Here is a 24203-nt window from a genome sequence, read left to right as displayed (position 1 = left end):
CAGGCCCCATAGGGGCCGGCTAGAGGCCGCGGTACAGCCTTGCTATTATCTCGGCCGCCTTCTCCGCCCCGTTGGGGTGCCTGGGGGGCTCCCGGCTCCGGGCCTCCTCCATCGCTCTGGCCAGGGCCTGGGGGGTGGGGTCCGGCAGGTAGACTGCCCCTATCTTCTCGGCGTAGGGTGGGCCGTCCCGCTGGCTCGCTGATAGCCTGAGGTGGGGCGCCGCTACGAGCACCACCGGCTTCCGGTAGGCCAGGGCCGCGGTCGCGGAGGTCATTCCGGGGAAGTGGGTCACCACTATGCTCGCGCCCGCTATCCACCTGTCCAGGTCCGGGTCGTAGCGGAAGACCCTCCAGCCGGGGTGCCTCCTGCGGTAGGGCTCCGGGTCGACCCGGCCGGTCTGCATAACCACCCTGGGCGGGGCCAGCTTGTCCACCGCGTCGAAGAGCCTGGGGTGCCCCATGGTGCCCGCTGTGACGAGTATGTACCCCTCGTCGCGCGGCGGGTAGCGTGGGGGCTCGTAGACTGGGCCGACGACGAGGGCGCCGGGGTGGATTCGGAGCTGCTCCGGCCAGTGGACCAGCGTGGCGTCGGCGAGGGGGCGGAGGAGCCTTGGGGTCCGGCCGGGCGTGGTCAGCCTCACGATGCTCTCGAGGTTCACGAGCCTCAGGCCCTTCAGCTTCGCCGCCAGCGCCGGGGCTATGCTGAGGTTGCCCCCGCAGCTGACTAGGACCCGGTGCCTCCTCTCGACCAGCCCCAGGGCCTCGGCGAGGGCGCGGGGCCAGCGGTGGATGGTCGCCGCGAGGGGCTCGCCGGGGCGCCGGGGCATGGTTATCTCGACGACCCTGCCGAGCCTGGAGAGCCTCCTCCGGGCCAGCTCGTCGCCCCTCGCGGCTATGAAGACGGGCTGGAGCCCCATCCCCCGGAGGTGGTGGGCTATCGCGGCCGCGTAGCCGCTGTGGCCGCCCGGCGCGGCGGTGAGCAGCACCTCCCCCAACGCCTCCTCCCGGGCCCCCTGGGCGTGGCTAGAGGTCCTCGATCTGCACCACCGGCTTGCCCCTGGTGGGGCGGCCCCGGTAGCCCCAGCGAGCCACCAGCTCGGCCCAGTCGAGGGCCTCCTCCTCGCCCGCGAAGTCGCTCAGCCAGGGTATCTGGGGGTCGTACCTCCTCACCTCCAGCCCGGGGTCGAGCTGCGCCAGCTCCTCGGCCACCCGGAGCACCGGGCTGTTGGCCGGGTAGGGGGAGCCGGGCTTGAACCCGAGCCCGTAGAAGAGGATCCTCCTCGCCCCGTGGCTGCGTATCCTCTTGAGGAGGAGGGCCGCGTAGTAGAGGGGCTGGGTCTCGTTTACGTGGCGGGCTATCCTCAGCAGCAGGGAGCCGGTGTACTCCTCGAGCATGCGCGCGTCCTTGGGGAGGCAGGCGCCGCCGGCCCCGGGCCCCGGGTAGAAGGGCATGTAGCCGAACGGCTTGGTAGAGGCGGCCTCTATAACCCTCCTGACGTCTATCCCCAGCCTGTCCAGGCTCCTCTTAAGCTCGTTGACGAAGGATATGTTTAGGAGCCGGAAAGAGTTCTCGAGGAGCTTGGACGCCTCGGCGACGCGAATATCGTCGACGGGGTGGACGGGGACGCCGAGGCAGCCGCGGTAGAGGCGGAGCGCCGCCTCCAGGCTCCGGGGCCCGACGGCCCCCACCACCCGGGGGATGTTCTCCGGGGTCCAGCGGGCCGAGCCGGGGCTCAGCCTCTCCGGGGCATGGGCGACCAGCAGCTCCTCGTCCAGCCGGAGCCCGGTGAGGCGGGAGAGGGGCTCGGCCAGCAGCTCCACCGTGCCGCCCGGGTAGATGGTAACCTCGGAGGATACGAGGGCCCCGGGCTCGACCACGCCCGCCAGGCCCTCGGCTGCGCGGCGGAGGGGGGTGTAGTCCACCCTGCCCCCGCGGAGCGGGGTCTGGACCGCTACTATGAACGCCTCTGCGCCCCGGGCGGCCTCGTAGCTAGTCGACGCCCTAATCCTCCCCCGGACCCGGGGCCAGTTCTCGACAACGTAGGGCTCCCTCACGTGGAGCCTCGAGGCGTCACCCGACTCTATCCTCTCAACCACCCCGGGGTCGATGTCGACCACCACAACCTCCTCCACGCCCCGGAGGGCGGCGTGGACCGCGGCGTGGAGCCCCACGAAGCCCCCGCCGATCACGGCCAGCCTTCTAGGGCAGGCGCCGGCCAAGACCCTACCAGGCCCCGTGCCCGTGGCCCCGGGGGCTGAGGGATTATTATCCATCCAGCCCCTGGCCCGCCGGAGCAGGGCCCGCTGGATGGCCGTCAGGGTCGCCGTGGTCGGGGCAGGCTACATGGGGTCCGCCCACGCCCGGGTGCTCTCGAGGATCGCGCGGGAGCACCCGGGGCTTGTGGAGCTAGCCTACATAGTCGACGTCGACCGCGGCCGGGCGGGGCTGGCCGCGGCCCGGTACGGGGGCAGGCCCCTGGAGCGGGTGGGGGAGCTGCCCAGGGACTCCGTGGACCTGGCCATAGTGGCTGTGCCGACGCGCCACCACTACAGAGTGGCCGTGGAGCTGCTGGAGCGGGGCGTGAGGGGGCTGCTCGTCGAGAAGCCGCTCGCCGCGAGCCTGGAGGAGGCGGCCAGGCTCGTGGAGGCTGTGGAGGAGGCCGGCGCCTGGGCCGCGGTGGGGCATGTGGAGCGGTTCAACCCCGCCGTCTGGGCCCTCCACCGGCTCGCCGCCCGGGGGCTGATCGGGGAGCCGCTCACCCTGGTGGCCAGGAGGGTCGGCCCCTTCGCCCCGAGGGCGGGGGACACGGACGTGGTCTACGACCTCGGGGTGCACGAGGCCGATAACGCGCTCGCCCTCGCCCTGGAGGCCCCGGGGGTGGTGCGGGCCTACACGCTTGGCAGGATAGTCTCCGGGCTGAACGACTACGCCCTCCTCGTCCTAGGCTTCACCTGGGGCTACGCCAGCCTCGAGGTGAACAGGATAACCCCGTTCAAGCAGCGGCTCCTCTACCTCACCGGCAGCAGGGGCACGGCCACGCTGGACTACATGGCCCAGGAGCTCCGGCTCTACACGGAGCTGGGCGAGACCCGGGTGCGGGTGGAGAAGGAGGAGCCGCTATACCTCGAGGACCTCCACGCCCTAGCCGCCCTCCAGCAGGGGAGGAGCCCCCTCGTGGACATCCACCAGGGGCTGGCGGCGATGCTGGTCTGCGCCGCCGGCCTAGAGGCGGCCGTGAGGGGCAGGGACCTGGCCCTGGAGGAGACGAGCGCCTACCGGGACCACGGCCAGCTGCTCGCCAGGGCGCTGGAGGGCTACCGCCGGTACCGCGAGGCCGTGGAGGCCTGCAGCGGGCCCCGCGGCTGCGCGGGCTAGAAGCCCCCCGGGGGCCCGGGGAGGGGAGGCAAGGGCGGTGGCGGCACGGGATGGGGGTGCTCCTCTCCACTGCGCTCCGCGTCCTCCTCTACGGGGCCGCGCTGCTCCTCAACACGGCCGCCTCCCTGGTGCTTGTCCGCCGGCTGCCCCCCGCGGGCTACGCCGCCTACCAGACGCTCACCAAGAGGCTTAACCGCTACATCCTCCTCCCCCAGGCGCTCATCGCCATGTGGGTCTACAGGTACGTGGCCGAGGGGGTGGAGGGCGCGGCCGCCGCCGGGCTGCTGGCGGCGCTCGCCACCAGCGCCCTGGGCTTCGCGGCGGGGGCGGCTGCGGCCTGGATGCTGGTGGGCGGCGGCATCGCCGCCTTGCTCGCTGGCGCGGCTCTGGCGGCGCTGGCCCTCTGGCCCATGGCCGCCACGGTTGTGGACGCGGTTAGGCCGGTGCGCTCGGCCGCCGCCGTGTTGCTCGTCAGGCTCCTCTACAGCCTGGGCGTGGTGGCCCTCGTCTACCTGCTGGGGGCCGGGCTCCCCGGGGCCCTCCTGGCCGTCGCCGTGGCCTACGCCTCGGGCTCCCTGGCCGCCCTCCGCTGGGCCCGGGGGAGGGGGCTGGCGTGGCCGGGGCCCGCCAGGGCCCTAGGGCTGCTCCGGGAGTGGCTCCGGGCGTCCTACTCGACCGCGCCGGGGGCCCTGGCCCAGCTCCTCTACGGGCTGGACGTGGTGCTGGGCTACCGCCTCTGGGGCCCGGGTGCCGTGGCGGGCTTCTTCGCGGCCACCAGCCTCTTCCTCGTGGCTGGTGAGGCCTTCCTCTGGGGGTTCCGGTACCTCCACTCCTACGTGCTCACCACGGGGGACGCGGGCTCGGCGCTTAACGCTGTGAGGCTCGCGGTCTGGGCGGCGGCGCCTCTCCTGGTCTACGCGGCCCTCCACCCCCTGCACTACGTCTACCTGCTGAACCCCGGCTACAGCTGGGCCGCCGGGGCCGTCCCCCTGGCCGCTGCCGCCGGGCTACTCCTCGTGGCCGGCGACGGGCTCTCCCAGCTAGCCCTCGGCCTGATAAGGGGCTCCGCGGGGGAGGCGGCGGCCGACGTGGCCAGGCTCAACACGCGGTACCTCCTGGCCCCCGCCGTCTACCTTGCCGCGGAGGCGCTGGGCCTGGCCCTGGCCGGGGGGCGGGCCGCCGCCGTGGCGGCCTGGGCGGCTGCGCTCCTCGCCATGGCGTCCGCCAGGCTCCTGGTGCCGGCCGTGGAGGCGTACCGGAGGCTCCCGCCGGGGGAGAGGGGGAGGCTGCTGGCCGGGCTGGCCCGCATGCTCGTCCTCTACCCGGCGCTCGCGGCGCTGGCCTCCCTCCCCGCGGCGCCCCCCGGGCCGCCGGCCCCCAGGTTCTGGAGCGAGCTACGCCTCCTAGCAGCGCCCCTGGCCGAGGCCTACACACTCTACACCGCGCTGAGCATCGCCGTGGACGGGCTGGTGCGCGCCACCCTCCGCCGCGCCCTAGCCAGGCTCCCAGGGGCGCCCCGCAGGGGCTAGCCCCCTCTCAACACCCCGTGGCGCCCCTTCAGGGCTACGGCTGCAGCCCGGAGCCCCCGGGATGCCCCGGGGGGCTGCCGCTGCCCACCCGGCAGCCTGGAGGGCCGGCCTGGACTCCGCTGGCCTCACCGCCCCGGCCGCCTCCGGCCGGCCCTCCAGGCCGTCGAGTGCTCGAGTATGAAGTAGGCCGCGTCGACCAGGTCCCTGGCCACGTAGTCCGCCTCCTGCTCCACGTGGGGGTCGTGGGGGTTGACCGCTACCGCTAGGCAGGCTTCGCGCATCCCCCGCAGGTCCCAGCGGCTGTCGCCCACGAATGCCACCTCCCTCATAGTGTAGCCCAGGCGCCTTGCGAGGCTCAGCACCGCGCGGTCCTTCCTGTCGGCCTCCAGCCTCGGCTCCCCGCCGGGGACCAGGCGGCCCCAGGGGTCGAAGGCCAGGGCCGGGGAGACCCAGTGCCGTATCCCCAGCTCCCTGGCCACCCTCGCCACAGCCACGTCTACCCCGCCGCTGACCAGGGCCGCCTCTATCCCGGCCTCGCGGAGTATGCGGACTGCCTCCCGCGCGTCCTCGCCGACCGGGATGCTCTCGAACAGCTGCTCGAGATCCCAGCGGGTTATGCCGGGCCTCGCCTCTATCCAGGCCAGCGTGTCGAGGAACATCCACTCCCAGTAGCCTATCCTGCCCTCCATGAACAGCCTGTAGTTCAGCCTGCTGGCCTCCCTGGTGCCGAGCCTCTCATGGATATAGCCCCAGCTGCTTCTGATGGGCAGCAGCACCCCGTCGACGTCGAAGACGGCTAGCCTTATCCTGCAGCGATGCTGCTCCCCCACGCCGGGCCACCCCGGTGCCTCTCCTCGGCCTCCACCGCCTCCTGGGCCGGTAGCGGTTTTTCCCCATACCACTGGCTTTGGAGGGAACGTGGAGGCGCCGGAGCGTGCCCAGGCCGGGGGACTACATCATCTACGGGGTGGAGACTAGCACCGGGGTCAGGATGAGGATCCGGGTGGAGATAACCGGGGTGGACGAGGAGGGCTTCCTGGTGCGCGTCCGGCCGGAGGAGGTGCGGGGGCTGCGGGACCCGCTGGCCCAGCTGGTAGCCCGGGGGCTCCGGGGGGAGCAGAGGATCCCCCGCGGCAACAGGGTCGACCTGGCCTCCTTCTTCACCCGGGGCGTGGGCCCTGGGATACTCTACACGGAGCCCGGGAGCCTCCCCGGCGGGGCAGCGGAGGAGAGCCTCAGGTTCATGGGGGCTGTGCTCCGGGTGAGGGCCTCCTGGGACCAGGAGGCCGGCTGGCTCCGGAGCCTCGAGGCCGAGGTCCGGGGGGCGCTGAAGCGGCCGCAGAGGCTCAGCGTCCGGCTGCTAGAGTCGAGCTTCCTGAAGCCCTAGCCCCGGGTATTGGCCCCGGCGGCCCGGTAGCTAGCACTGGGCCCCTACGGCAGCCCGTGTCTACAGCTCCACGGCCCTCGCCCCGGTCGGGCTCCCGGGGCCCCGCCGGCGGGGCAGCGGTGGCCCCCCGGGGCAGCCCCCGCTACGCCCGGCACCCGGCGGAGGCCCGGGCGGGGCTGGAGGATACGCTGGTCAAGCCCTGCAGGAGGATCCTGGAGCCCAAGGCCCCGGCCCAGGCTGGTGGGCTGCCCCAGGCTCAGCCGGGGCCGCGGCGCCCCCTGCAGGCGGAGCAGCAGGGGTAGCGGGCGGGGCAGCGCTGATACCCGGGAGCCTGGGCCACGGGGCCCCGGTGGAGGGGGATGGCTCGGCTCATCATACACCGGGCCAGGGGGCCCGTGCCCGTCAAGGACCGGCGCGGCGTGACCGTAGCTGCTATATGCATGTGTGGGCTCAGCAAGAAGTACCCCTTCTGTGACGGCAGCCACCTGAAGACAAGGGACGAGGAGGAGGGCAAGCTGTACATATACGACGAGGAGGGCAACCGGGTCGGCGAGGTGGGCGAGGAGGAGCTGAAGAAGCTGCTCGGAGCCGAGAGGCTGCGCAGCGTCTAGCCAAGGCTCTCAGGGCTTACCGGGTTCCCGGGTTTCCCGCCCCAGGCCCCAGGGGCGCCGCGTCCTGGGCCTGGCCTCCCCCTGGCGCGCCTCCTCTACCACTGCCTCGGCCCAGCCGCCCCAGAGGAGCCAGGCGGCGGAGGCTGCGCCCGCGGCGTAGTTGCTGGCAGCCATGCCGGCCCATAGCCCGCGCTCGCCTAGGCCCAGGTGGTAGGCTAGGAGCCAGGAGAGGGGTATGCGCAGCAGCCAAAGCCTCGCTATCCCGACCATGGATATGAAGAGGGTGTGGCCGCTCGACCTAGCCACCGCGTTGGCCAGCGCGAAGAGGTTGAAGCCTAGTATGCTGGGGGCGAACACGGCGAGCATGTCGCTGGCCACGCCCGCGACCCGGGGGTCGCTGGTGAAGACGCCTATGAAGGGCCCGCGTAGCGCCAGGAGGCCTGCTATGTAGGCCGCTGAGGCGGCCAGGCTCATAGCCGCCCCCGCCGCCACGGCGCGGCGGCTGCGCTCCCTCATGCCGGCGCCGAGGCTCTGGGCCACCACTATGCCCGTAGCCCTGGCCAGGGGCATAGCTATCATGAAGTTTATGTCCAGTATGACTTGGCCTATAGAGTAGGCTGCTATAACCGGCGTGGAGAGCCCGGATATAATCCTGACCATGAACACGAAGCCCAGGCTCGTGCCAAGCCTCTGGGCCACGGAGGGGCCCGAGACCCTGGCTATGAGGGGGAGCAGCCTCCTCTCGGGCACCAGGTCGCGGAGCCCCAGGCGGTAGCCGTGCCGCCCCGTGGCGAAGCTGTGGAGGGCGTAGCCAGCCGAGAGGGCGGCAGCGGCCGCGGTGGCCAGGGCCGCGCCCAGCACGCCGAGGCCGGCCCAGAATATGAGGACGGGGTCTAGCACCGCGTTGAACAGGGTGGAGGCCACGCTTACCTTCGTCGGGGTCCTCGTGTTCCCCGCCGCGCTCAGCGCGAAGGAGAAGACTAGGTAGATGTAGGTCAGGGGCACGGTGAGCATGAGGACCGCCAGGTACTTGGCAGCTAGGGGCTTCACGTCCGGGGGCACGTGCATCGCGTCCAGGTAGAGGCCGAGGCCCAGGGTGAGCAGTATGGAGGCCGGGATCCCTATCGCCAGGAGGATGCCGAGCACGCTGCCCACGGCCCGGGAGGCCCTGTCGAAGCGCCGGGCGCCGATGTACTGGCCTGCGAGCGCTGAGACCGAGCTGGCGAGGCCGAAGCCTATGCTCCCCAGTATGTCCCGGTAGGGCCAGGAGACCGAGGGCACTGCGAGGGCCGCGCTCCCCAGCCTGGAGAGCCAGAGGGTGTCCACGAGCTGGTAGAGCGCGTTAACGCTGCCCGAGACCATGAGGGGGGCGGCGAGCCATAGGAGGAGGCGTGGGATGCTCCGCTGGTAGAGGATGCGCTCCCGGAGCCTGGAGAGCCCGTCGCCATTCTTCTCCGCCACGCCGCCTCTACCCTATGCCCGTCTCCTAGCGAGGCCCCCCATCCCCGGGGGCCGAGGTGCTAGCCGGGCGCGGTAGCGTTCGCAGCGGTGGAGGTGGTGTTGGAGGATGTGCTGGACTCTGTGGAGGCGTGGGAGGATATGATGCTCCTCACGAACTGGTCCACGAAGGTAGCGTTCTTGGGGAGGAGGAATATCCCCGCGGAGCCCGCGTAGAGGAGCGTCGCGTTCCGCAGCGTAGCGTTCTGCTCCACCCTGGGCAGCAGCTGGGAGGCTAGCTGGTAGACCAGGCTGCTTATCCCCTCAACACTGCTGGTGAAGAGTACTAGCACCGGCTCCCCCTTGTCGTAGAGCACCACCGACATCAGCCCGCTGCTACTATTGGCGGCCACGGGCTCTACACGGTAGTCCTTGACTCCGAGCCTCGCCGCCACCTGCCTGGCGAGCAGCGCTGCCTGCTGCTCCATGCCCGCGGGGGCGTAGACTGTGACGCTGTACCTGTGCCTGCGGCTGCCCACGAGGCCGAGGAGGGCGGGCGAGAACATTGCTATAAGTTCCAGGGTGAGCACTACGATGAAGACCCCGGCCAGCAGCGCTGCCACGAGCTTGCCTCTGCCCCGGCGGCGTCGACGAGCCACTCCTCCTCCACCCAATGACCCAGGGGCGTTGGGGGCTGGGCTGCTTGCTATAAACCCTCCGAGGCCCGGGGGCGGCGAGCCCCTGGCAGGGTTATAGGATCCCCTCCCGCCTCCCGCATCCCACGAGGCCCGGGGCGCCGGCCGGGTAGCCCCTCCCCCCGGGGGGCTGGGGGCGCAGCGGGAAGGGGTGCGGCGGCGATGCCGGCCAATCTGCCGCCAGAGGCGCAGGCGAAGCTGGCCAAGTACTCGGAGGCCAAGACTATCGAGGAGAAGATAAGGGCGCTCGAGGAGTTCCTCTCGGCGGCGCCCAAGCACAAGGGCGCCGAGAACCTCCTCCTCTGGGCCAAGCGCCGGCTGGCGGAGCTGAGGGAGGAGCTGGAGGAGCAGAGGAGGAAGCGCAGGGGCGGCGGGGGGCCACGGATCTTCGTCGAGAAGGAGGGGGCGGCCCAGGTGGCTGTAATAGGGCCGCCTAACACGGGGAAGAGCCTCCTGGTCCAGAGGCTCACTGGGGCCCGGACCAGGGTCGCGGACTACCCGTTCTCCACCACCATCCCCGTGCCCGGGATGCTGCCCTACAAGGATATCTACTTCCAGCTGGTGGACACCCCGCCGCTGTCCGAGGACGCGCCCCAGTACATACCCAGGGTGGCTGGTATAGCCAGGAACGCAGACGCCGTGATAGTGGTTGTGGGCCTCGATGAGGACGCGCTGGAACAGTACCGAAAGGTCAGGGACATACTGGCCGAGCACGGCGTCTACATAGAGAAGCCCAGGGGCACGGTGAGGATAGAGAAGGGCGGGGAGCACGGCGTGCAGGTCCTAGGCACCGGGAGGATACTGGACGGCACGGTCAGGGACGTGGAGAGGCTGCTCGCCCGCTACCGGGTCTACCGGGCCAAGGTCTACATAGAGGGCGAGGTCACGCTGGACGATATCGAGATGGCGGTGCTCCGGAGCAGCGTCTACAGGCCAGCGGTAGTGCTCGCCAACAAGGCCGACGCGCCGGGGGCGTCAGAGAACTACCGGAGGCTCTACAGCTACCTCGCCTCCAGGAGGGAGAAAAGCGTCTGGCTCCTCCCAGTCTCCGCGAGGACGGGGTACAACCTGGACAGGCTTGGCGAGCTGCTCTTCCGCCGCCTCGAGGTGATAAGAGTCTACACTAAGAGGCCTAACAGCGAGCCGAGCAAGACCCCGGTGGTGCTGCGCCGCGGAGCCACGGTCCGGGACCTGGCGGAGAGGATACACAGCGACCTGCTAGAGTACTTCCAGTACGCCAGGGTCTGGGGCCCCTCGGCGAAGTATCCGGGCGAGAGGGTGGGGCTGGACCACGTGCTGGAGGACGGGGACGTGGTGGAGATCCACTCCCGCCGCTAGGCCGGTGCCTCGATGGGCTCGGGCTCCAGCCCGGCTAGGCGGCGGAGCCTCCTTATGATCAGCTCGTATACCGGCTCCCCCTCGCGTAGCTGCTTGTAGCTCAGAGGCGGGCTCCAGCCTGGTATCACCCTCCTTATCTCCTCCAGGGTGACCCTCCTGGGGTAGAGTATGGGGTCCACCACCTCCAGGGCCATAGCGTGCTGGGCCCCCTTGATGTAGCGCCAGGCGTCGCCGCCCACACCGGCGCCCGGCTGCCCGGTCACGCTCCGCCAGACCTGCTCCGCCGTGCCCTCTATCACCCGGCCCACAGTGAACTCGCCTATAATTGCCCTCACGTTGCCCGAGGCGTAGACCACCATCACCGCCCCCTCGGGTATCCTGCCGGCTGCGTTGCGGCGTAGCTCGAACCGCTTCTTGGACCGGAATATCTGGTAGGCGTAGACGGGGCGTATCGAGATGAGGTAGAGCTCCTCGCCCTTCGCGGTGAGCGCCGGCGGCGCGGCGGCCTGCTGGCGGCGCCTCCTCGCCACTCTGCTCCACCCTGGAGGCCCTGCAGGACCGTCGGGGGCCCTATATCCGCGTGGGCTAGCCGCGGAGGTAGCGGCTGAGGAGGCGCCGGTACTCCTCCTCGAGGTCCCGCTCCTCCACCTCTCCCCTGGGCGTCTTCTCGCGCCAGACGCGGCCGCTGAACCGGTAGAACTCGGTCTCGGGGTCGAGCCAGCAGCTGGGCGCCATACCCGCCTTGACGCAGGTCTCGGCGAGGAAGGTCTCCGGGTCCCAGAGGTACTCGACAGGCACCTCGGGGAGGAGGAGGCCCTGGAACACGCCGCGCCGGGCTACGAGCCCGTGGCGGCCTATCCTGAAGCTCCCCGGCCTCTCCTCGGGCCTCCTGGGCAGAGGCTCTAGGGGCCCGAGGACGCTCACCTCGAAGGTGACGCGGGGGAGCTCGTCGGGGTTCAGCGGCGGGAACCTGGGGTCATTGAATGCCGCCTCGAGCGCCACGTCCCTGACGGCCTCCAGGAGGCTCTTCACGGGCTCAACGTAGCCTATGCAGCCGCGTAGCTCGCGGTACTCCGGGCCATGGTACGTGGTTATCGTCACGAAGGCCGCGCCGGGCTTCCCGAGCCTGGAGGGGGCGTCCCCGGGCAGGGGGAGCTTCTCACCGGTACGCAGGTAGTGCTCCACCGACCGCCTGGCCAGGCGGACCAGGTACTCGCCCTCCTCCGGGCTGAGCTCCTCCGGGCGCACCTGCTCGGTCAAGGCTGCCAGGCCTCCCCGGGAGCCTAGCTGGGGGCTGTGGAGCCCTTCATGTGTGTTTTAAGCCACTGCGCGGCCTCCCGCACTGCCTCGTCCATGCTGCGCCACCTCATACCAAGCTTCTCGAGCGCGAGCGGCTCAAAAACCCTGTCCTTCTGGCCGCTGAGCTCCACGAGCGCCTCGGGGAGGCCTGGGAGCCGCAGCCGGGGCAGCAGGCCGGGGAGCGGGAGGGGGATGGCGCTTCTGACGCCCAGGTGCCTCTCGAGCATCTCGTGGAGCCTGCCCAGCCTCCCCCTCCAGGGGGTTGCGTAGAACCAGCCGCAGAGCTTGTCCCCCATCCTGTCGCGGAGGAGCCTGGCGGCCACGGCTATGTCGCGGGCGGGGGTGGCGTGGATGTATGGGCCGCCTCTTATCCTTATATGGAGCCTGGCCAGCCGGTACATGGCGCGCCACTCCGCGTGGTAGCACCAGCCGCCCACTAGGAGCCCTGGCCGGAGCACGGCGACGCTCAGCCTGGAGCGGCGGCAGACATCTATGACGCCGCGCTCGCCCTCCATCTTCGAGTAGCCGTAGGCCCCCAGCGGCCTGCAGCCGTAGAGGTGGGGCCTCTCCTCCACCACCCTGTCGCCCATGCTGCAGCCGCCGGCGTCGCCCACGGCGAGTGTGCTGCTCACGTAGACGTACAGGGTGCTGCTGCAGCGGCGCGATAGCACCTGGGCCCATCTCCTCGGGATGACCGCGTTGGCCTGGAGCAGCTCCTCCCGGGAGCCCTGCAGCCTGCCCACAGCCATGTAGGCTATGTCCGGGCACCCGGAGCTGTCAATGCTTGCCTCGATGTCAGCTGGGTCGTCGAGCGTCAGCGGGAGCAGGACCCTGTCTGCGAGATCCCTCACCTCCTCGAGAAGCCTCGGCCTCCGCTCCGCGCTACTCCTCCTAGACACTATGTAGACCGTGTCACCCCCTGTCGCTGTGCTCGAGGGCCAGGTTGTAGCCCAGGTAGCCGACACCGCCTATTATCAGCACCCGGTACCCCATGCCCCGGCTGCCCCAGCACCCAAGCCCCGGGAGTCCTTAGAGCAGTGCTCCACCCATCCGCCGGGGTGCGGCCAAGGCCACCCGTTATTTGGGTTAGGGATGGCCGGCCTGCGGCCCCCCGGGGGGCCTGGGGCGGGGAGGAGCCCTGGAGACCGTTGAGGAAGCCTGCTCGCTGGTGCTTGGCAGGGTGGAGGCGAGGCTATACTCTATACGCTACGTGGTTGAGAGGCTTAGGCCCAAGGTGCCCCGGGGCAGTATAGTTTTTGATTGTTGTTGGAGACTTTTATATCAGTTGTTGGTTGTTTTTAGTCCTTTAGGACTATGAAGGGGAGTCCCCACATAAAATTTATAAACCATATAAGCCTTATAAACTATGTGGTGACCGCTGGGTGCGCGAGGGGAGCCTCCTGCAGGAGGCTCCCGTAGCCCGCCCAGCGGAGACCGTGATGAACCCTAGAGTGGACATTACCACTCTAGGGTGAACGGCGCCCAGAGGCTCTACCCGCACGTTTCAAGGTCCACGGGCGGCTTTGTCGCGGCGTTGAGGAGGGTCTAGAGGGGCTCCACGAGCACCTTCCTGGCCATACCCTTACCGAGCGCGATGATAGTGCCCCTAACCCTGACCAGTATGGGGCCCCCGTAGTTCCTCACAATCTCCAGCACTGTGCCGGGGGTTATCCCCATCTCTATGAGGCGGCGCAGCGCCCTGGTCCCCGCGTCTATGTGGACAACGCGGGCACGGGAGCCTGGAGGGAGCATGTCTAGCGTTACAACCCCCTTCGCAGCGCCCTGGCCCAAACCGTGCCCCCCTCGCAGCGCTGGAAGCACGTGACACGGGCCTCCCGCCGACCAACCCATGAGCCCCGTTAGGGCGTCACGTCGCCCTGGAGGCCCCGGTAGTTGAGGGCCGCGAGGACTGCAGTTAAAACATCTCTCGACACTGAGTCTATCGGGCGTTCGTACCCCTTAACGGTGCCCTTAACCCTCACTATGACCGGGACCAGGCCCGCGAGGATCTCTATGACCCTCTCGTACTGCCTCGCCAGGCCCTGGAGGTGGCTGAGCCTCTCCGGCAGCTCGCGGCCAGCCCGCTTCACGATCCTCCGGTAGGCCACCAGGGGGTCGACATCGAGGAACACCAGTACGTCGGGCCTGGGGGCGTAGCGGTTCAGCGTATAGACCCAGTCCAGGGGAGCGGGGTCGGGGAACCCGTCATAGCTCTGGTAGGCTAGGCTGGACACCCAGCTCCTGTCGCCTACAGCCACGCAGCCCTCGCTGAGGCACTCCCGTACCCTGCCCGCCTGCTCTAGCCGGTCGGCGGCAAAGAGCAGGGCCAGGAGCCGCTGGCTGAAGGGGCCCCCCGCGAGCGCCCTTCTTATCAAGCCCCCTATCTCGCCCCGGCTGGGCTCCCCTAGCAGGCAGGCGCAGTAGCCCAGGGCCTGGAGCCCCTCCGCCAGGAGCCTGCTGTGGGTTGTTGTACCGGCCCCATCTATGCCCTCGAGCACCACATATGCCCCCACCCGGCGCCCCGGCAAGGCGGCCACCATGCACCCCTTCTCGGAGGGCCCGGCTACGCGGGCCTGTGGTGCAGCGATTTAGCGTGCCTCCTGCTTCAGGGCCCGGGGGGCTGGCCCGTGGCAGGGCTGAGGGTTGTCGGGTTCAATGGTTCCCCGAGGACCTACGGGAACACGTTCAAGATGCTATGGCTTGCTCTCAGGGGGGCCGAGGACCAGGGGGCTAAGACGAGGCTGGTAAACCTCTACGACTACCGGCCTGAGCCATGCATGGCCTGCTACTCTGACAACATCTACGAGTGCTACTATCCGAAGAGGTGCCCGCTCGCCGAGGCCCGGGGCGACATGTTCCACGAGCTTGCGAGGGAGGTGCTCGAGGCCGACGCAGTGATAATAGCTACGCCGGTCTACTGGTTCATGGCGTCCGCTGTCGTGAAGACCTTCATAGAGAGGCTGACATCCATGGAGAACATGATATACCATACGGGTAGGAGCCTCCTGGACGGAAAGGTGGCCGGCGTCATAGCGGCCGGCGAGGAGGCCGGCGCCGCCAACGCGTTATCCTGGCTCATCCTCACACTCAACATGATGGGCCTCCACATACCCGCCTGGGGCTCTGCATACTACCACGGCAGGGGCGACGTACTCGACGACGAGCAGGCCGTGCTAGACGCCTACAACGTGGGCGTGGCCGTGGCCAGGCTGGCCAGGGCCCTCCGCGGGGAGCCCGGGGGAAGCGCTCCATGGTACCGGCTCGACGCGCGGGAGCGGGTTGAGGAGCTTGTAAGGGAGCTGCGAAAGCTGGCCGAGGAGGAGAAGCAGCGGGCGAGGAGTGGGAGGCCATGGCTGAGGTAACCGTCCACGGTCCTCTCAGGCTGGGAGACCCCGCGATCATCGTCCACGGCGGCGCGGGCGGCTGGCGCGGGGTGAGCGGTACAGGGGAGGTGCTCGAGGCCGTCCGCTCCGGGGCCCGGGCTGGGATGGCGAGCACCGGCCGCGGGCTGCTGGAGGCGCTCGTGGAGGCTGTAGCCGCCCTCGAGGACAGCGGGGTACTCAACGCTGGCGTGGGGAGCGTGCTGACATATGATGGCAGGGTTGAGATGGACGCCGGGCTCATGACGGACTCGATGGAGGCTGGCGGGGTCGCCGCGGTCACCTACCCCCGCAACCCTATCCGCCTGGCGGCCTACGTGGCCAGGGAGCTGCCCCACGTCCTCATCGCGGGGCCCGCCGCGGATAGGCTGGCCGAGCGCCTGGGGCTCGAGAAGCACCCTGGGCCGAGCAGGAGGGCGCTGGAGCGCTGGAGGATGCTGCGCGAGGAGCTGGCCAGGGGCGGGGGCAGCAGCTGGGCCCGGGCCGTCCACCGCCTCTACGGCGACACTGTGGGCGCGGTGCTCCTCTCCAGGGGGAGGCTGGCGGCGGCCGCGAGCACCGGGGGTATAGCGCTGAAGCACCCGGGCAGGGTGGGCGACTCCCCCGTGCCCGGCGCCGGGTTCTACGTAGAGAAGGGTGTGGGCGGCTGCGCCGCGACCGGTATAGGGGAGACCATCATCCTCGGCCGCCCCTGCGTATACGCTGTCGAGCTGCTGGCCCAGGGGGTCCCCGTCGAGGAGGCTGCCCGCGCCGCTGTCGCGAGGCACACCAGGCTCTTCGGCCCCGACACGCTCGGCCTCATCCTGCTTGACCACAGCGGTGCAGCCGCGGCCGCTATGAACACGCAGGGGATGCCCATAGCCGCCGAGGGGGAGAGAAGCGAGCCCCTAGCCCTCATGCTCTGGAGGAGCGGCGGGGAGCGGAAAGATAAAGAATCCCGCCGGGACCCAGGGAGCGATCCGGGCTAGAGCCTAGAAGGCTAGCAGGAGGAGTCGCGCGATGGAGTACATATACGCTAGCCTCATGCTGCACGCGGCTGGCAAGGAGATAAACGAGGAGAACCTTAAGAAGGTCCTGGAGGCGGCCGGCGTAGAGGTAGACGAGGCCCGCGTGAAGGCTGTAGTAGCAGCCCTCAAGAACATAAACATAGACGAGGTCATAAAGTCCGCCACCGCCATGCCGGTGGCTCCGGCGGCCGCTCCGGCCGCAGCCGCCCCTGCCGCCGCCGAGGAGAAGAAGGAGGAAGAGGAGGAGAAGAAGGAAGAGGAGAAGAAGGAGGTCAGCGAGGAGCAGCTGGCCGCCGGCCTCGAGAGCCTCTTCGGGTTCTAGCGCCGCACGCCCCCGGGGCTTCAGCCCGGAGCCGGGCCCGCGGGAGCTACATGTTTTTGGAGCCCTGCTGCAGGATCCTCTCCCTCCTCAGTTCCTCTATCAGCGCTTTTCTCGCCTCCTCGAACACCCTGGATACCATCCTCCTGTAGTCCAGCCTCGGGGGCTCAGAGTCGCTGGCCCGGAGCCGGCCGAGCACGGCATTGTAGGCCTCCTGCCACGCCTCGTGGAGCCGTGTAGACCCGGCGAAGGCCTCTGCGAAGACCTCCGCGAGCAGGCTGGAGGGCTTCACTATCTCCCAGTAGACGTAGCCGGCGGTGGTGTAGGCGAAGTCGGAGCGCTTCGAGGCATAGTAGTCTAGCATAGCCCTCTCCACAGCCTCTAGGGTGTAGAAGGCGGCCACGAAGCCGGGGAGCCTTGAAGCCTGCTCGACTGGGCCGAGGCCCCGGAGCCGCTCCGCCAGGGGCTGGCCCATCCTCGCAGAGTAGGCGAGCACCCAGCCGGGCACCAGTATGCCGGGGGACAGGTCGTTGAAGGACTTGACTATGAGGCTCTTGACCTCCCGGTTGAAGAAGGTCACGACACCCATGCCGGGCCCGGCGCCCTCGACTATTGACTGCACCTCCCTGCAGACCCGCCGGCCCGAGCCCCTGCCCCTGCAGTAGTCCTCCCATATCAGCCATAGGCTTGTTATCCTCGGAACACTGGCCGCGTAGAGGACCGCCAGGTCCAGTGTGCCGGGCTCCTCTAGAGCCTTGACAACCTCGGCGAACTGGCCGGCCGGGAGCCCGGCTAGCTCGCGTATGAAGCCCCTGAGACGGGCTATGTACCTGCTGAGCCAGAGGCTATCCTCCATACCCGGCCCTAGACCTCCAGCAGCCCGGGGGGTGACGGGGCCTACCCCGGGGGGCTCTCCAGGTGGTGCTCTGCGCCGGGGAGCGGGCCCCCGGGGGCCTCCTAGGGGAGAAGAGGGTAGGCTAGGGGGCGAGGTTATTCCAACTTCCCCTGGAGGAGGTCCTCCAGGATGCAGCGCTACTTGAGGAACTTCTCCTCGTACTGCTGTATGTAGCGTACGCTCTCCTTCACGTCCACGAAGTACTCCGCCGCCCTCCTCACGTCCTCGACGGTCACCTTTGCACGGCCCTCGCGCTCGGCGAGTATGCGGGCCGGCTCCATCAGCTGCACGGCGTAGCGCAGGCTGCGCTCGGCGCCGAGCTTGGTGAGCTCCTCCAGCGCTTCCTCGGTGAGCGGCACCTCCTCCTCGTCAGCCCTTATCCTGAGTATCTCTCTTATCTCCTCGGGCTTGTAGGGCCTTGTCTTTATTATTAGCAGGCGGTCCAGCAGGTCCAGCGGTATGCCGTGCGGCGACTCGATGTCCGTGCCCCTTATCTTGGTTATGCCCCTGTTAGTGGCGAGCACCAGTATCGGGGCGAGGTCGCTCTCCATAGCCCTTGTGAGGAAGCTGAAGGCCTCTATGTCGAGCATGTGGGCGTCGTCTATGAACAGCACGCCGGGCACTAGCTCGGCGCGGCCCTCGCTTACAAGCTTCTTCACCTCCTCATCCACCCTCTGCCTCACGTCGCTGGGGATCTCGCGGGTCAGCGGCATGCCGAGGAAGCTCGCCGCCGCTGCACGCTGGGCGGCGTAGGCGACGTCGAGGTCGTGGAGGGTTAGCAGGTGCACTATCTCCTTCTCCTTCTTAACCGGGCCGCTGGGCTTCTCGACGCACTTGTATACCGATATGTCGTACTCCCTCTTCTCGCATATCCTGCCGGTCTTGTGGACCTCCCCAGTCTCCGCGTCTATCCAGATAACGTCACCGCGGCGTACGCGGAGCTGGAGGAGCTGAACGGCTATCTCCTCGCCCACGCGGAGCTTCACACTGTCATCCCTGGTCTCTAGGACTACCTCGGCCTCATGGGGGACCCTGACGTAGGGGTTGAACGGGTGCTTCACATAGCCTATGCGTATCCTGCTCACGACGCCCTCGTATACGGTGCGGCGCTCGCGGAACCTCACACCTATGGCCTTGCGCAGCGCCTGCATCATAGCCTCTGTCTTCTTCATCTCGCTGCTGTATATCTCGGAGCCGGTCATGGCTACGAACGGTGTGTCCTCCCCCAGCTCCTTAGCTATGCCGACCGCTATTGCCGTCTTACCGGTGCCGCTGGGCCCCACTATGAGCACGCCGCGGCCGGCCATCTTGCCCTCGCGTATCATCTGCACCACGATGCCGGCCGCTTCGCGGGCCTCGGCCTGGCCCACCATACCGTCGGCCATGAACTTGGCGCGGCCGTTCTCGTCTAGGCCTAGGCCTCTGATATGGCTATGCGCGCCCACCCTCCTAAACTCCTTCCTCACCGGCTTGACCTCCTTTATCGCCGCCATGGTGCTCCTCCCCATCATGGAGGGTCGTAGGCCGCGCTTCTACAAAAACCTTACCCTTGAACGGGCTCGGGCTGCGAAGCGCACGTCACCGCCCCGGGGGGCTCCCGGGGCTCGGTCACTGGCGGTCTCCTCACAGCCCAGGGGGAGGCGGGCCCCGGGGGCTAGCCGAGGTAGTCGAGTATGCTCCTCTGCCTCCCCCGCCGCCTGGCCTCCTCCCCGCCGCCCCCGGGCTTCTCCCTGGCAGCCATCCTCTGGGCCTCCGCCAGAGCCCTGCGGGCCCGCTCCTCGCCGAGGCCGCGGAGCAGGGAGGCCAGCTGCTCGGGGCTGAGGCCGGCGAGGCTCCCTGGGTCGCGGTAGCCGGTGTTGTAGAGGAGGCGGGCCCTAACCCTGCCTATGCCAGGGAGCTTCACGAGATCCACGAGCTCCTCCTGGACCCCGTGCCGCACCATTACGGCCAGCCGGTCCAGGTAGCCCGCAGCCGGGTGGCCCCTGAGCCGCGCGAGCTGCGCCATGGAGTACACCAGCCAGCTGGCCGTCTCAACTACTGCACGCAGGTCGCCGGGGTCCACGCCGTACTTGTCCAGTATGGCGTCCTCGGGCTTCTCCAGGACCCAGTCGAGGAGCATGTCGGCTGTGTGGAGGGCCTCCGCTGCCACCGCTATATCGGCCTCGCCCACCTCCTCGTAAGGGGTGAACCCCAGGTCCTCAAGGAGCTGCTCAGCCTCCATCTCTAGGCCGAGGTGCATGCCCCGGGGAGGCCTTACCCTGGCGGCGTCGGGGTTCCATAGGGCTAAGAATAGGAGCCGCTCGATGGGAGGCTTCTCCTCCCGGAGAGCGTCGAGGCCGCGGAGCATCCGGTAGCCGGTGAGAGGGTCTATGTACAGCTCGGAGACCCTGCGCCCGGTGTCGGTCGCCTCCAGCACGTCGCCGACGCGCTCCAGGAACCCATACTCGTCGAGGAGCCAGGCCACCCTGTCTATCTCCTCCCGGGGCGGCCCGGCCTGGACTGCGTAGAGGGTGCGCCTGAAGATACCGGCCACCTCCTGGACTGTGGCCGTCCCGAGGCTCGAGACCACGGCGAGCACCTGGCTCCTCAAAGCGGCCTCGGAGACCAGCTTGGACACTATGGGCTCGGGCTCGCCCCTCACATAGCTCTCCATGGCCTCCCAGGCCTGCTCGCCCGACCTGGCAATAATCACAGCCTCGCCAACCGCGTCGAGACCCGGCCTGCCGGCGCGGCCGGCCAGCTGCTTGTACTCCGACACCTTGATCGGCTCGGAGCCCCGCCCAGGCTTGAACCTGTAGAGGCTGTCCACGACCACGCGGCGGGCCGGGAGGTTGACGCCCGCGGCGAGAGTAGGGGTCGCGACTAGGACGCGGAGGACGCGGGCCCGGAAGGCCTTCTCCACCACGTCCCTCTGGTAGCTCGCCAGCCCCGCGTGGTGGAATGCAACCCCGCTGGACATGAGCCGGGCGAGCCTGTCGTTAAGCTCCCTGTGCTCCCCGTGGCTCCTCAGCAGCTCTATGTAGGGCTCAACGCCACCCGGGTCGAGGAGGCTTCTAACCTCCCTGCTGCCCGCTGCCGCCCCTACGAGCCTCTCCGCCAGCTCCACAGCCTTCCTCCTGGAGTTCACGAACACGAGGGCCTGGCCTCCAGAGGCCACGGCGTCCAGGGCTGCATCGAGGGTTGGGTTCCTGACGAGCCTCTCCACCCGGGTCTCGCCGCCGTCCCCCCACACTATAGTGTAGCCGCTCATCACGCCCTCCCTTAGCCTCACGGGCCTCCAGCCGCTCTCGACTAGGCCGGCGCCGAGCCAGGCCGCCATCTCGCCCGCGTTGCTTATCGTGGCGCTGAGCGCGACTACCTGCATGCCCTGGTTCATCGACATGAGCCGGGCTATGACCGTCTCCAGGACGGGGCCGCGGCGGAGGTCCCCGACGTAGTGGATCTCATCCACCACCAGCACGCAAACCTCGCGTAGCCAGCCGGCGCCGTGCCGCAGCAGGGAGTCGAGCTTCTCGTAGGTAACCATGACCGCGTCGGCCTCGCCGAGCCAGGGCTCCACCCTGTCATAGTCCCCCGTCGACACGGCGACTCGGCGGCCCAGCTCGCCGAGGATGCTCCTCCACTCCTCCGCCCTCTCGTAGACCAGGCTCCTGAGAGGGGCAGCATATACAACCCGGCAGCCCCTATGCGGCCCCGAGAGCACGCGTAGAGCCGCGAGAAGCGCCACCAGGCTCTTCCCAGACCCGGTGGGCGACGCCACTACCAGGTTCCTGCCCTCGAGGAGGCCGGCCCTCACAGCCTCCTCCTGCGGGGGGAAGAGCTCCCTGTACCCCTGCGCGAGGAGTACACGCTTAGCCTCCTGGGGTAGGTCCAGCTCCTCAACACGCATCCAGCTAGCCACGCTCCCTGCAGCGCCTTGCACCGCCGGAGGGCTGCTCAGCCGCCGCTGAAGTCCTCACCGCCCCCCGCCCCTAGGGGCTCCGCGCCCACGAGGGGCTGGCAACAGGGGTTCTCAGCACCGCAGCCCGGCCAGAGAGGCCCCCTGGGGACCCTTTAACACGGCCTCCCGGGCGGGCTCTCTAGCCGCAGCCGGCGAGCCCGGCCTCCAGGCTGCACCCGTCCCCCTCCCCTACAGGCGCCGGGCCGCGCCTCAGCCTTGATGCGATGAACCTCCGGTAGATCGGGCTGCGGAGGAGCCTGAAGTGGAGCCCCGGCGTCGAGGTGAGCACGTAGACCTCCCAGCTGCGGAGGGCCGGGCACATGTAGCAGCCTATCCTGTAGAACCCGTGCTCGTACATGGGGTTGAGCGGGAGCCCCTGGGAGAGTATGTAGAGCTGCACGTGGACGCCACCCCAGAGCTTGAGGGGCGCGGCGGCCATGATGCCCTCTGCAGGGCCCGGGCGGACGGGGGGCCGGGCGCTGCGTCTCGGCGACTCCGCGTCCCGGTCGCCTATGAGCAGGAGGGTCCTTCCCCGGGCCAGCTTCCTCACAGCCCTCTCTACAGCCTCCACCTTGAGGCCCGTGCACCAGCGGCTACTGTGGCTCGGCATCGGCGCAGCCCCCTTGAGAAGGGCCTTGTCGATGCCGGCGTACGCCCGCACATAGTCTATCCCAAGCTTGTCAGCCACCTGCTCCACGTACTCCACTGAGAGGGGGAACTCCGTGCCGGTGTCCCCGTAGACCACGCGCACCCTGTCGCGCCCGTAGATCTTGAGGGCGAGCAGCAGCGTGGCCGTGCTGTCCTTGCCCCCACTCCAGGGCACAATCACGGTGTCGAACTCGCCCAGGCCCTCCAGGAACCTGGCCGAGGCCCGCTCGTAGAGCCCCAGCACCCCGCGGTTGGCCTCAACCATGCGGGGGAGGTCCACGTCCACGGGCTCGGAGCCCTCGAGCAGCCTAGCCCGGGGCGCCGGCCCCTCATCCACAATGTCCAGCTCGGCGCGGGGCCGGGCCCCGTTGTAGACCAGGTGGAGGCTCCCCGAGGCCCTCACGACCAGCGGGTTCCTACCCACCCTGCCCCCGGCCAGCCTGGAGAGTATCTCGGAGAACCTGCCAACGCCTATGAAGGCCTCGAGGCTCGGCTTGGGCTCGAGGCCTTCCAGGGGCTGGCCGGGGGCCCGCGGGCCGAGGAGGAACACCCTCCTCGAGGGGTCCCAGGAGGCTGAGACGCGTATCATCGAGCGCGCCCGGGCCACCTCGGCGTAGAGCAGCTCTAGTCTAGCGTTGCGCACCCTGCGGCGGGGCACCATGTGCATCACGACGTTTCTAGGCGCCTCCTCCCTCACCAGCCTGGCTGCCTCCGCGTCCTCCCTGCCGAGGAGGAGTATGTAGAAGCGGTCGGGCTCGACTATGCCGGAGAGCTCGGCTAGCATGGCCTCACCGCCGCGGGCGCCGTGGAGCGTCCTTACCTCAACCCCCCAGCCGGGGTAGAAGCGGTCGAGCATAGCCTTTACAGCGTCAGCGTCCCTTTTACTCCTAACTATGATCGTGAACATGGCGTGGAGGGCACCTTCCGCTGCCAGCCCGGAGGCTGTAGCGGGTCCGGGGCGCGCTGATATAGGCAGCTACGCTGCCACAGCAAAACATCCTCCCGGGGACCCCGCGGGCTGATGAAGGGTTGAGCCACCGACCCGGGGCTGTGGGGACCGCCCCCTACAGCTCCCTGACCGCCCCCAGAGGCCCGCCAGAGAGGCGTTGAGCCTTGACCGAGCTGTACCCGCTGCTCCGGCGCGGCGAGCTGGCAGGCGTCCTGGGCAGCGGCGGCGAGGCCACGAAGCTGTGCAGCGTGGAGGGTGGCTGCCGCTACTACCTCTGGATCTCGAAGAGCAGTGGAGTCGACGTTACCGGGCTGCTCGACCGCCGGGGGATCCTGGAGACGGGGCAGGGCGGAGACAGGGGCTTCGCCCCGGTTAAGCCCTGGCTCCTCTCACCCCCCTACGTGCACGCCCGCGCCGTGCCCGACCTGGACGAGTACGCCCGGATGCTGGCCCGCTGGGTGGGAAGGGAGCTACGGGGGAGGAGGGTGCTCCTAGGCTTCAGCGGCGGCAAGGACTCCATGGCGGCGCTAGCGGTGCTCCTGAGGCTGCAGGAGTACATAGACTTCAAGATACATGTGATGTTCGTCCACATACCCTTCCTAGAGAGCCCTAGAAGCGTAGAGTTCGTGGAGAAGGCTGCCGCCAGGCTCGGCGTAGAGGTAGACATGAGGGCTGCCCCTAGGAGGGAGATGAAGAGCCTGTTGAAATGGAAGGGCATGCCCAGGAGGGGCTACCGGTTCTGCACCATGTACAAGGCGAGGCCGATGAGGGAGGAGAGGAAGAAGGACCCGAGGCTGCTAGAGGTGGTGGGGGACCGGCTGACGGAGTCGCCTAAGAGGTTCGAGAGGCTATCCAAAGCGGCTGCCAACCGGGTGGTGCTCGCCGGGAGGAAGTTCAGACCCACCTACATGTTCACGCTGGCCGACATCGTGGAGGTTGTCAGGGGCCTCGGCCTAGTGCACCCCGACTACCTCGACGGGGTGCCCCGGGTCGCCTGCACCCTCTGCCCCTACAAGGCGCTCCACGAGTTCGAGAAGCTCCCTCCCCTCGAGGACCCCGAGCTTATAGAGAAGGTGCTGGAGAAGACGTGGAGGCGGTGGTACAGCTGGACCAGCCTGGAGGTGTTCCGGGAGCAGCACCTGTGGCGCTTCGGCTCCGGTGAAGCGAGGCTCCTCCTCAACGCCAAGAAGGCCGTCGAGTCGGCCGAGGGCCTGGAGGAGGTCTCCTCCAGGGAGGTCGCCGAGGCTTACCGGAGGGTGTGGCTCGAGGGTGTCAAGGCGCCGGCGCTCGACGACCCGTGGAGGGCGGCGGAGCTGGCCCTGAGGGCTATGAGGGCGGGGCTCCCGGTGGCCGTGCCAGAGGACTACTAGGGCCCCGAGCGGCCGCTACGGGGC

General features: G+C 69.0%; 23 protein-coding genes. 9 read left to right on the top strand and 14 right to left on the bottom strand.

All coding sequences use genetic code 11. The annotated features are described in order from the left end of the window. Nucleotides 1–19: 19 nt before the first annotated feature. Together ACZ42Y_RS02530 and ACZ42Y_RS02525 are read right to left on the bottom strand one after the other, a co-directional pair. A complete protein-coding gene (locus tag ACZ42Y_RS02530; protein WP_464735599.1) occupies nucleotides 20–994 on the bottom strand; it encodes a UDP-N-acetylglucosamine--N-acetylmuramyl-(pentapeptide) pyrophosphoryl-undecaprenol N-acetylglucosamine transferase in 975 nt (324 codons plus the stop codon). A 28-nt stretch (nucleotides 995–1022) separates the two neighbouring features. Next, nucleotides 1023–2219, bottom strand: coding sequence for a nucleotide sugar dehydrogenase (locus tag ACZ42Y_RS02525; RefSeq protein WP_464735598.1), 1197 nt, complete (start codon nucleotides 2217–2219; stop codon nucleotides 1023–1025). Between the two features lie 88 nt (nucleotides 2220–2307). On the opposite strand from ACZ42Y_RS02525, the gene ACZ42Y_RS02520 reads away from it, so the two are divergent. Together ACZ42Y_RS02520 and ACZ42Y_RS02515 are read left to right on the top strand one after the other, a co-directional pair. Further along, nucleotides 2308–3375 carry a Gfo/Idh/MocA family oxidoreductase gene (locus ACZ42Y_RS02520; RefSeq protein WP_464735597.1) on the top strand — a complete coding sequence of 356 codons (1068 nt, stop codon included), beginning with the start codon at nucleotides 2308–2310 and terminating at the stop codon, nucleotides 3373–3375. A gap of 50 nt (nucleotides 3376–3425) precedes the next feature. Then, complete coding sequence (locus ACZ42Y_RS02515) at nucleotides 3426–4904, top strand: hypothetical protein (protein ID WP_464735596.1); 1479 nt, start codon at nucleotides 3426–3428, stop codon at nucleotides 4902–4904. 125 nt (nucleotides 4905–5029) lie between these two features. Here the strand turns inward: ACZ42Y_RS02515 and ACZ42Y_RS02510 are convergent, their stop codons facing one another. Next, the gene (locus tag ACZ42Y_RS02510) at nucleotides 5030–5734 is read right to left on the bottom strand and encodes an HAD-IB family phosphatase (protein ID WP_058371550.1); all 705 of its coding nucleotides are present in this window, start codon (nucleotides 5732–5734) and stop codon (nucleotides 5030–5032) included. A gap of 104 nt (nucleotides 5735–5838) precedes the next feature. Between ACZ42Y_RS02510 and ACZ42Y_RS02505 the strand changes: the two genes are divergently transcribed. Continuing rightward, nucleotides 5839–6291 (top strand): hypothetical protein, encoded by a 453-nt coding sequence (locus ACZ42Y_RS02505; protein ID WP_464735595.1) that lies wholly within the window; start codon nucleotides 5839–5841, stop codon nucleotides 6289–6291. A 359-nt stretch (nucleotides 6292–6650) separates the two neighbouring features. After that, the gene (locus ACZ42Y_RS02500; protein ID WP_058371553.1) at nucleotides 6651–6902 is read left to right on the top strand and encodes a CDGSH iron-sulfur domain-containing protein; all 252 of its coding nucleotides are present in this window, start codon (nucleotides 6651–6653) and stop codon (nucleotides 6900–6902) included. Nucleotides 6903–6911: 9 nt separating this feature from the next. Here ACZ42Y_RS02500 and ACZ42Y_RS02495 read toward each other — a convergent pair whose 3' ends face one another. Further along, the gene (locus ACZ42Y_RS02495) at nucleotides 6912–8363 is read right to left on the bottom strand and encodes an MATE family efflux transporter (RefSeq protein WP_464735594.1); all 1452 of its coding nucleotides are present in this window, start codon (nucleotides 8361–8363) and stop codon (nucleotides 6912–6914) included. A 59-nt stretch (nucleotides 8364–8422) separates the two neighbouring features. Next, nucleotides 8423–8998 carry a hypothetical protein gene (locus tag ACZ42Y_RS02490; protein WP_168371381.1) on the bottom strand — a complete coding sequence of 192 codons (576 nt, stop codon included), beginning with the start codon at nucleotides 8996–8998 and terminating at the stop codon, nucleotides 8423–8425. Between the two features lie 198 nt (nucleotides 8999–9196). Here ACZ42Y_RS02490 and ACZ42Y_RS02485 point away from each other — a divergent pair, with 198 nt between their 5' ends. Then, nucleotides 9197–10372 (top strand): OBG GTPase family GTP-binding protein, encoded by a 1176-nt coding sequence (locus ACZ42Y_RS02485; RefSeq protein ID WP_464735593.1) that lies wholly within the window; start codon nucleotides 9197–9199, stop codon nucleotides 10370–10372. Here the strand turns inward: ACZ42Y_RS02485 and ACZ42Y_RS02480 are convergent. The 5 genes from ACZ42Y_RS02480 to tmk form a co-directional block, all read right to left on the bottom strand. After that, the gene (locus tag ACZ42Y_RS02480; protein ID WP_464735592.1) at nucleotides 10369–10902 is read right to left on the bottom strand and encodes an ASCH domain-containing protein; all 534 of its coding nucleotides are present in this window, start codon (nucleotides 10900–10902) and stop codon (nucleotides 10369–10371) included. The genes ACZ42Y_RS02485 and ACZ42Y_RS02480 overlap by 4 nt on opposite strands. Before the next feature lie 55 nt (nucleotides 10903–10957). Then, nucleotides 10958–11632: a TIGR00296 family protein gene (locus ACZ42Y_RS02475; RefSeq protein WP_464735591.1), complete on the bottom strand. Its 675-nt coding sequence runs from the start codon at nucleotides 11630–11632 to the stop codon at nucleotides 10958–10960. Nucleotides 11633–11655: 23 nt separating this feature from the next. Then, nucleotides 11656–12636, bottom strand: coding sequence for an NAD-dependent epimerase/dehydratase family protein (locus tag ACZ42Y_RS02470; protein ID WP_464735590.1), 981 nt, complete (start codon nucleotides 12634–12636; stop codon nucleotides 11656–11658). Nucleotides 12637–13216: 580 nt separating this feature from the next. Next, entirely contained in the window at nucleotides 13217–13462 is a 246-nt protein-coding gene (locus ACZ42Y_RS02465) for a FeoA family protein (RefSeq protein WP_464735589.1), read from the bottom strand. Between the two features lie 68 nt (nucleotides 13463–13530). Then, entirely contained in the window at nucleotides 13531–14199 is a 669-nt protein-coding gene (gene tmk / locus ACZ42Y_RS02460; protein WP_464735588.1) for a dTMP kinase, read from the bottom strand. Between the two features lie 99 nt (nucleotides 14200–14298). Between tmk and ACZ42Y_RS02455 the strand changes: the two genes are divergently transcribed. The 3 genes from ACZ42Y_RS02455 to rpl12p are packed head-to-tail and all read left to right on the top strand — an operon-like array spanning nucleotide 14299 to nucleotide 16380. Then, nucleotides 14299–15033 (top strand): flavodoxin family protein, encoded by a 735-nt coding sequence (locus ACZ42Y_RS02455; protein WP_464735587.1) that lies wholly within the window; start codon nucleotides 14299–14301, stop codon nucleotides 15031–15033. Continuing rightward, a complete protein-coding gene (locus ACZ42Y_RS02450; protein ID WP_464735586.1) occupies nucleotides 15021–16019 on the top strand; it encodes an isoaspartyl peptidase/L-asparaginase in 999 nt (332 codons plus the stop codon). Before ACZ42Y_RS02455 ends, ACZ42Y_RS02450 begins: the two co-directional genes overlap by 13 nt. A gap of 31 nt (nucleotides 16020–16050) precedes the next feature. Continuing rightward, nucleotides 16051–16380 carry a 50S ribosomal protein P1 gene (rpl12p, locus tag ACZ42Y_RS02445; protein WP_464735585.1) on the top strand — a complete coding sequence of 110 codons (330 nt, stop codon included), beginning with the start codon at nucleotides 16051–16053 and terminating at the stop codon, nucleotides 16378–16380. A gap of 46 nt (nucleotides 16381–16426) precedes the next feature. On the opposite strand, the gene ACZ42Y_RS02440 is transcribed toward rpl12p, so the two are convergent. From ACZ42Y_RS02440 to ACZ42Y_RS02425, 4 genes are all read right to left on the bottom strand, one after another. Then, nucleotides 16427–17233, bottom strand: a complete 807-nt coding sequence (locus ACZ42Y_RS02440; RefSeq protein ID WP_464735584.1) for a hypothetical protein — start codon at nucleotides 17231–17233, stop codon at nucleotides 16427–16429. A 176-nt stretch (nucleotides 17234–17409) separates the two neighbouring features. Continuing rightward, the gene (locus ACZ42Y_RS02435; RefSeq protein WP_058369970.1) at nucleotides 17410–18765 is read right to left on the bottom strand and encodes a RuvB-like helicase; all 1356 of its coding nucleotides are present in this window, start codon (nucleotides 18763–18765) and stop codon (nucleotides 17410–17412) included. Between the two features lie 161 nt (nucleotides 18766–18926). Then, entirely contained in the window at nucleotides 18927–21173 is a 2247-nt protein-coding gene (locus ACZ42Y_RS02430; RefSeq protein ID WP_168371175.1) for a DEAD/DEAH box helicase, read from the bottom strand. Between the two features lie 178 nt (nucleotides 21174–21351). Continuing rightward, nucleotides 21352–22767 (bottom strand): phosphoadenosine phosphosulfate reductase domain-containing protein, encoded by a 1416-nt coding sequence (locus ACZ42Y_RS02425; RefSeq protein ID WP_058369972.1) that lies wholly within the window; start codon nucleotides 22765–22767, stop codon nucleotides 21352–21354. A 206-nt stretch (nucleotides 22768–22973) separates the two neighbouring features. On the opposite strand from ACZ42Y_RS02425, the gene ACZ42Y_RS02420 reads away from it, so the two are divergent. Next, nucleotides 22974–24179: a phosphoadenosine phosphosulfate reductase family protein gene (locus tag ACZ42Y_RS02420; protein WP_058369973.1), complete on the top strand. Its 1206-nt coding sequence runs from the start codon at nucleotides 22974–22976 to the stop codon at nucleotides 24177–24179. The last annotated feature ends 24 nt before the right edge of the window (nucleotides 24180–24203 follow it).

The organism is Pyrodictium brockii (assembly GCF_055379715.1).
This window is presented reverse-complemented; position numbering and strand designations above follow the sequence as displayed.

Excerpts from the sequence above, each read along its gene's own strand:
- ACZ42Y_RS02520 (WP_464735597.1), top strand. The coding sequence starts at position 2,308 with ATGGCCGTCAGGGTCGCCGTGGTCGGGGCAGGCTACATGGGGTCCGCC.
- ACZ42Y_RS02515 (WP_464735596.1), top strand. The coding sequence starts at position 3,426 with ATGGGGGTGCTCCTCTCCACTGCGCTCCGCGTCCTCCTCTACGGGGCC.
- ACZ42Y_RS02500 (WP_058371553.1), top strand. The coding sequence starts at position 6,651 with ATGGCTCGGCTCATCATACACCGGGCCAGGGGGCCCGTGCCCGTCAAG.
- ACZ42Y_RS02485 (WP_464735593.1), top strand. The coding sequence starts at position 9,197 with ATGCCGGCCAATCTGCCGCCAGAGGCGCAGGCGAAGCTGGCCAAGTAC.
- ACZ42Y_RS02450 (WP_464735586.1), top strand. The coding sequence starts at position 15,021 with ATGGCTGAGGTAACCGTCCACGGTCCTCTCAGGCTGGGAGACCCCGCG.
- rpl12p (WP_464735585.1), top strand. The coding sequence starts at position 16,051 with ATGGAGTACATATACGCTAGCCTCATGCTGCACGCGGCTGGCAAGGAG.
- ACZ42Y_RS02440 (WP_464735584.1), bottom strand. The coding sequence starts at position 17,233 with ATGGAGGATAGCCTCTGGCTCAGCAGGTACATAGCCCGTCTCAGGGGC.
- ACZ42Y_RS02435 (WP_058369970.1), bottom strand. The coding sequence starts at position 18,765 with ATGGCGGCGATAAAGGAGGTCAAGCCGGTGAGGAAGGAGTTTAGGAGG.
- ACZ42Y_RS02425 (WP_058369972.1), bottom strand. The coding sequence starts at position 22,767 with ATGTTCACGATCATAGTTAGGAGTAAAAGGGACGCTGACGCTGTAAAG.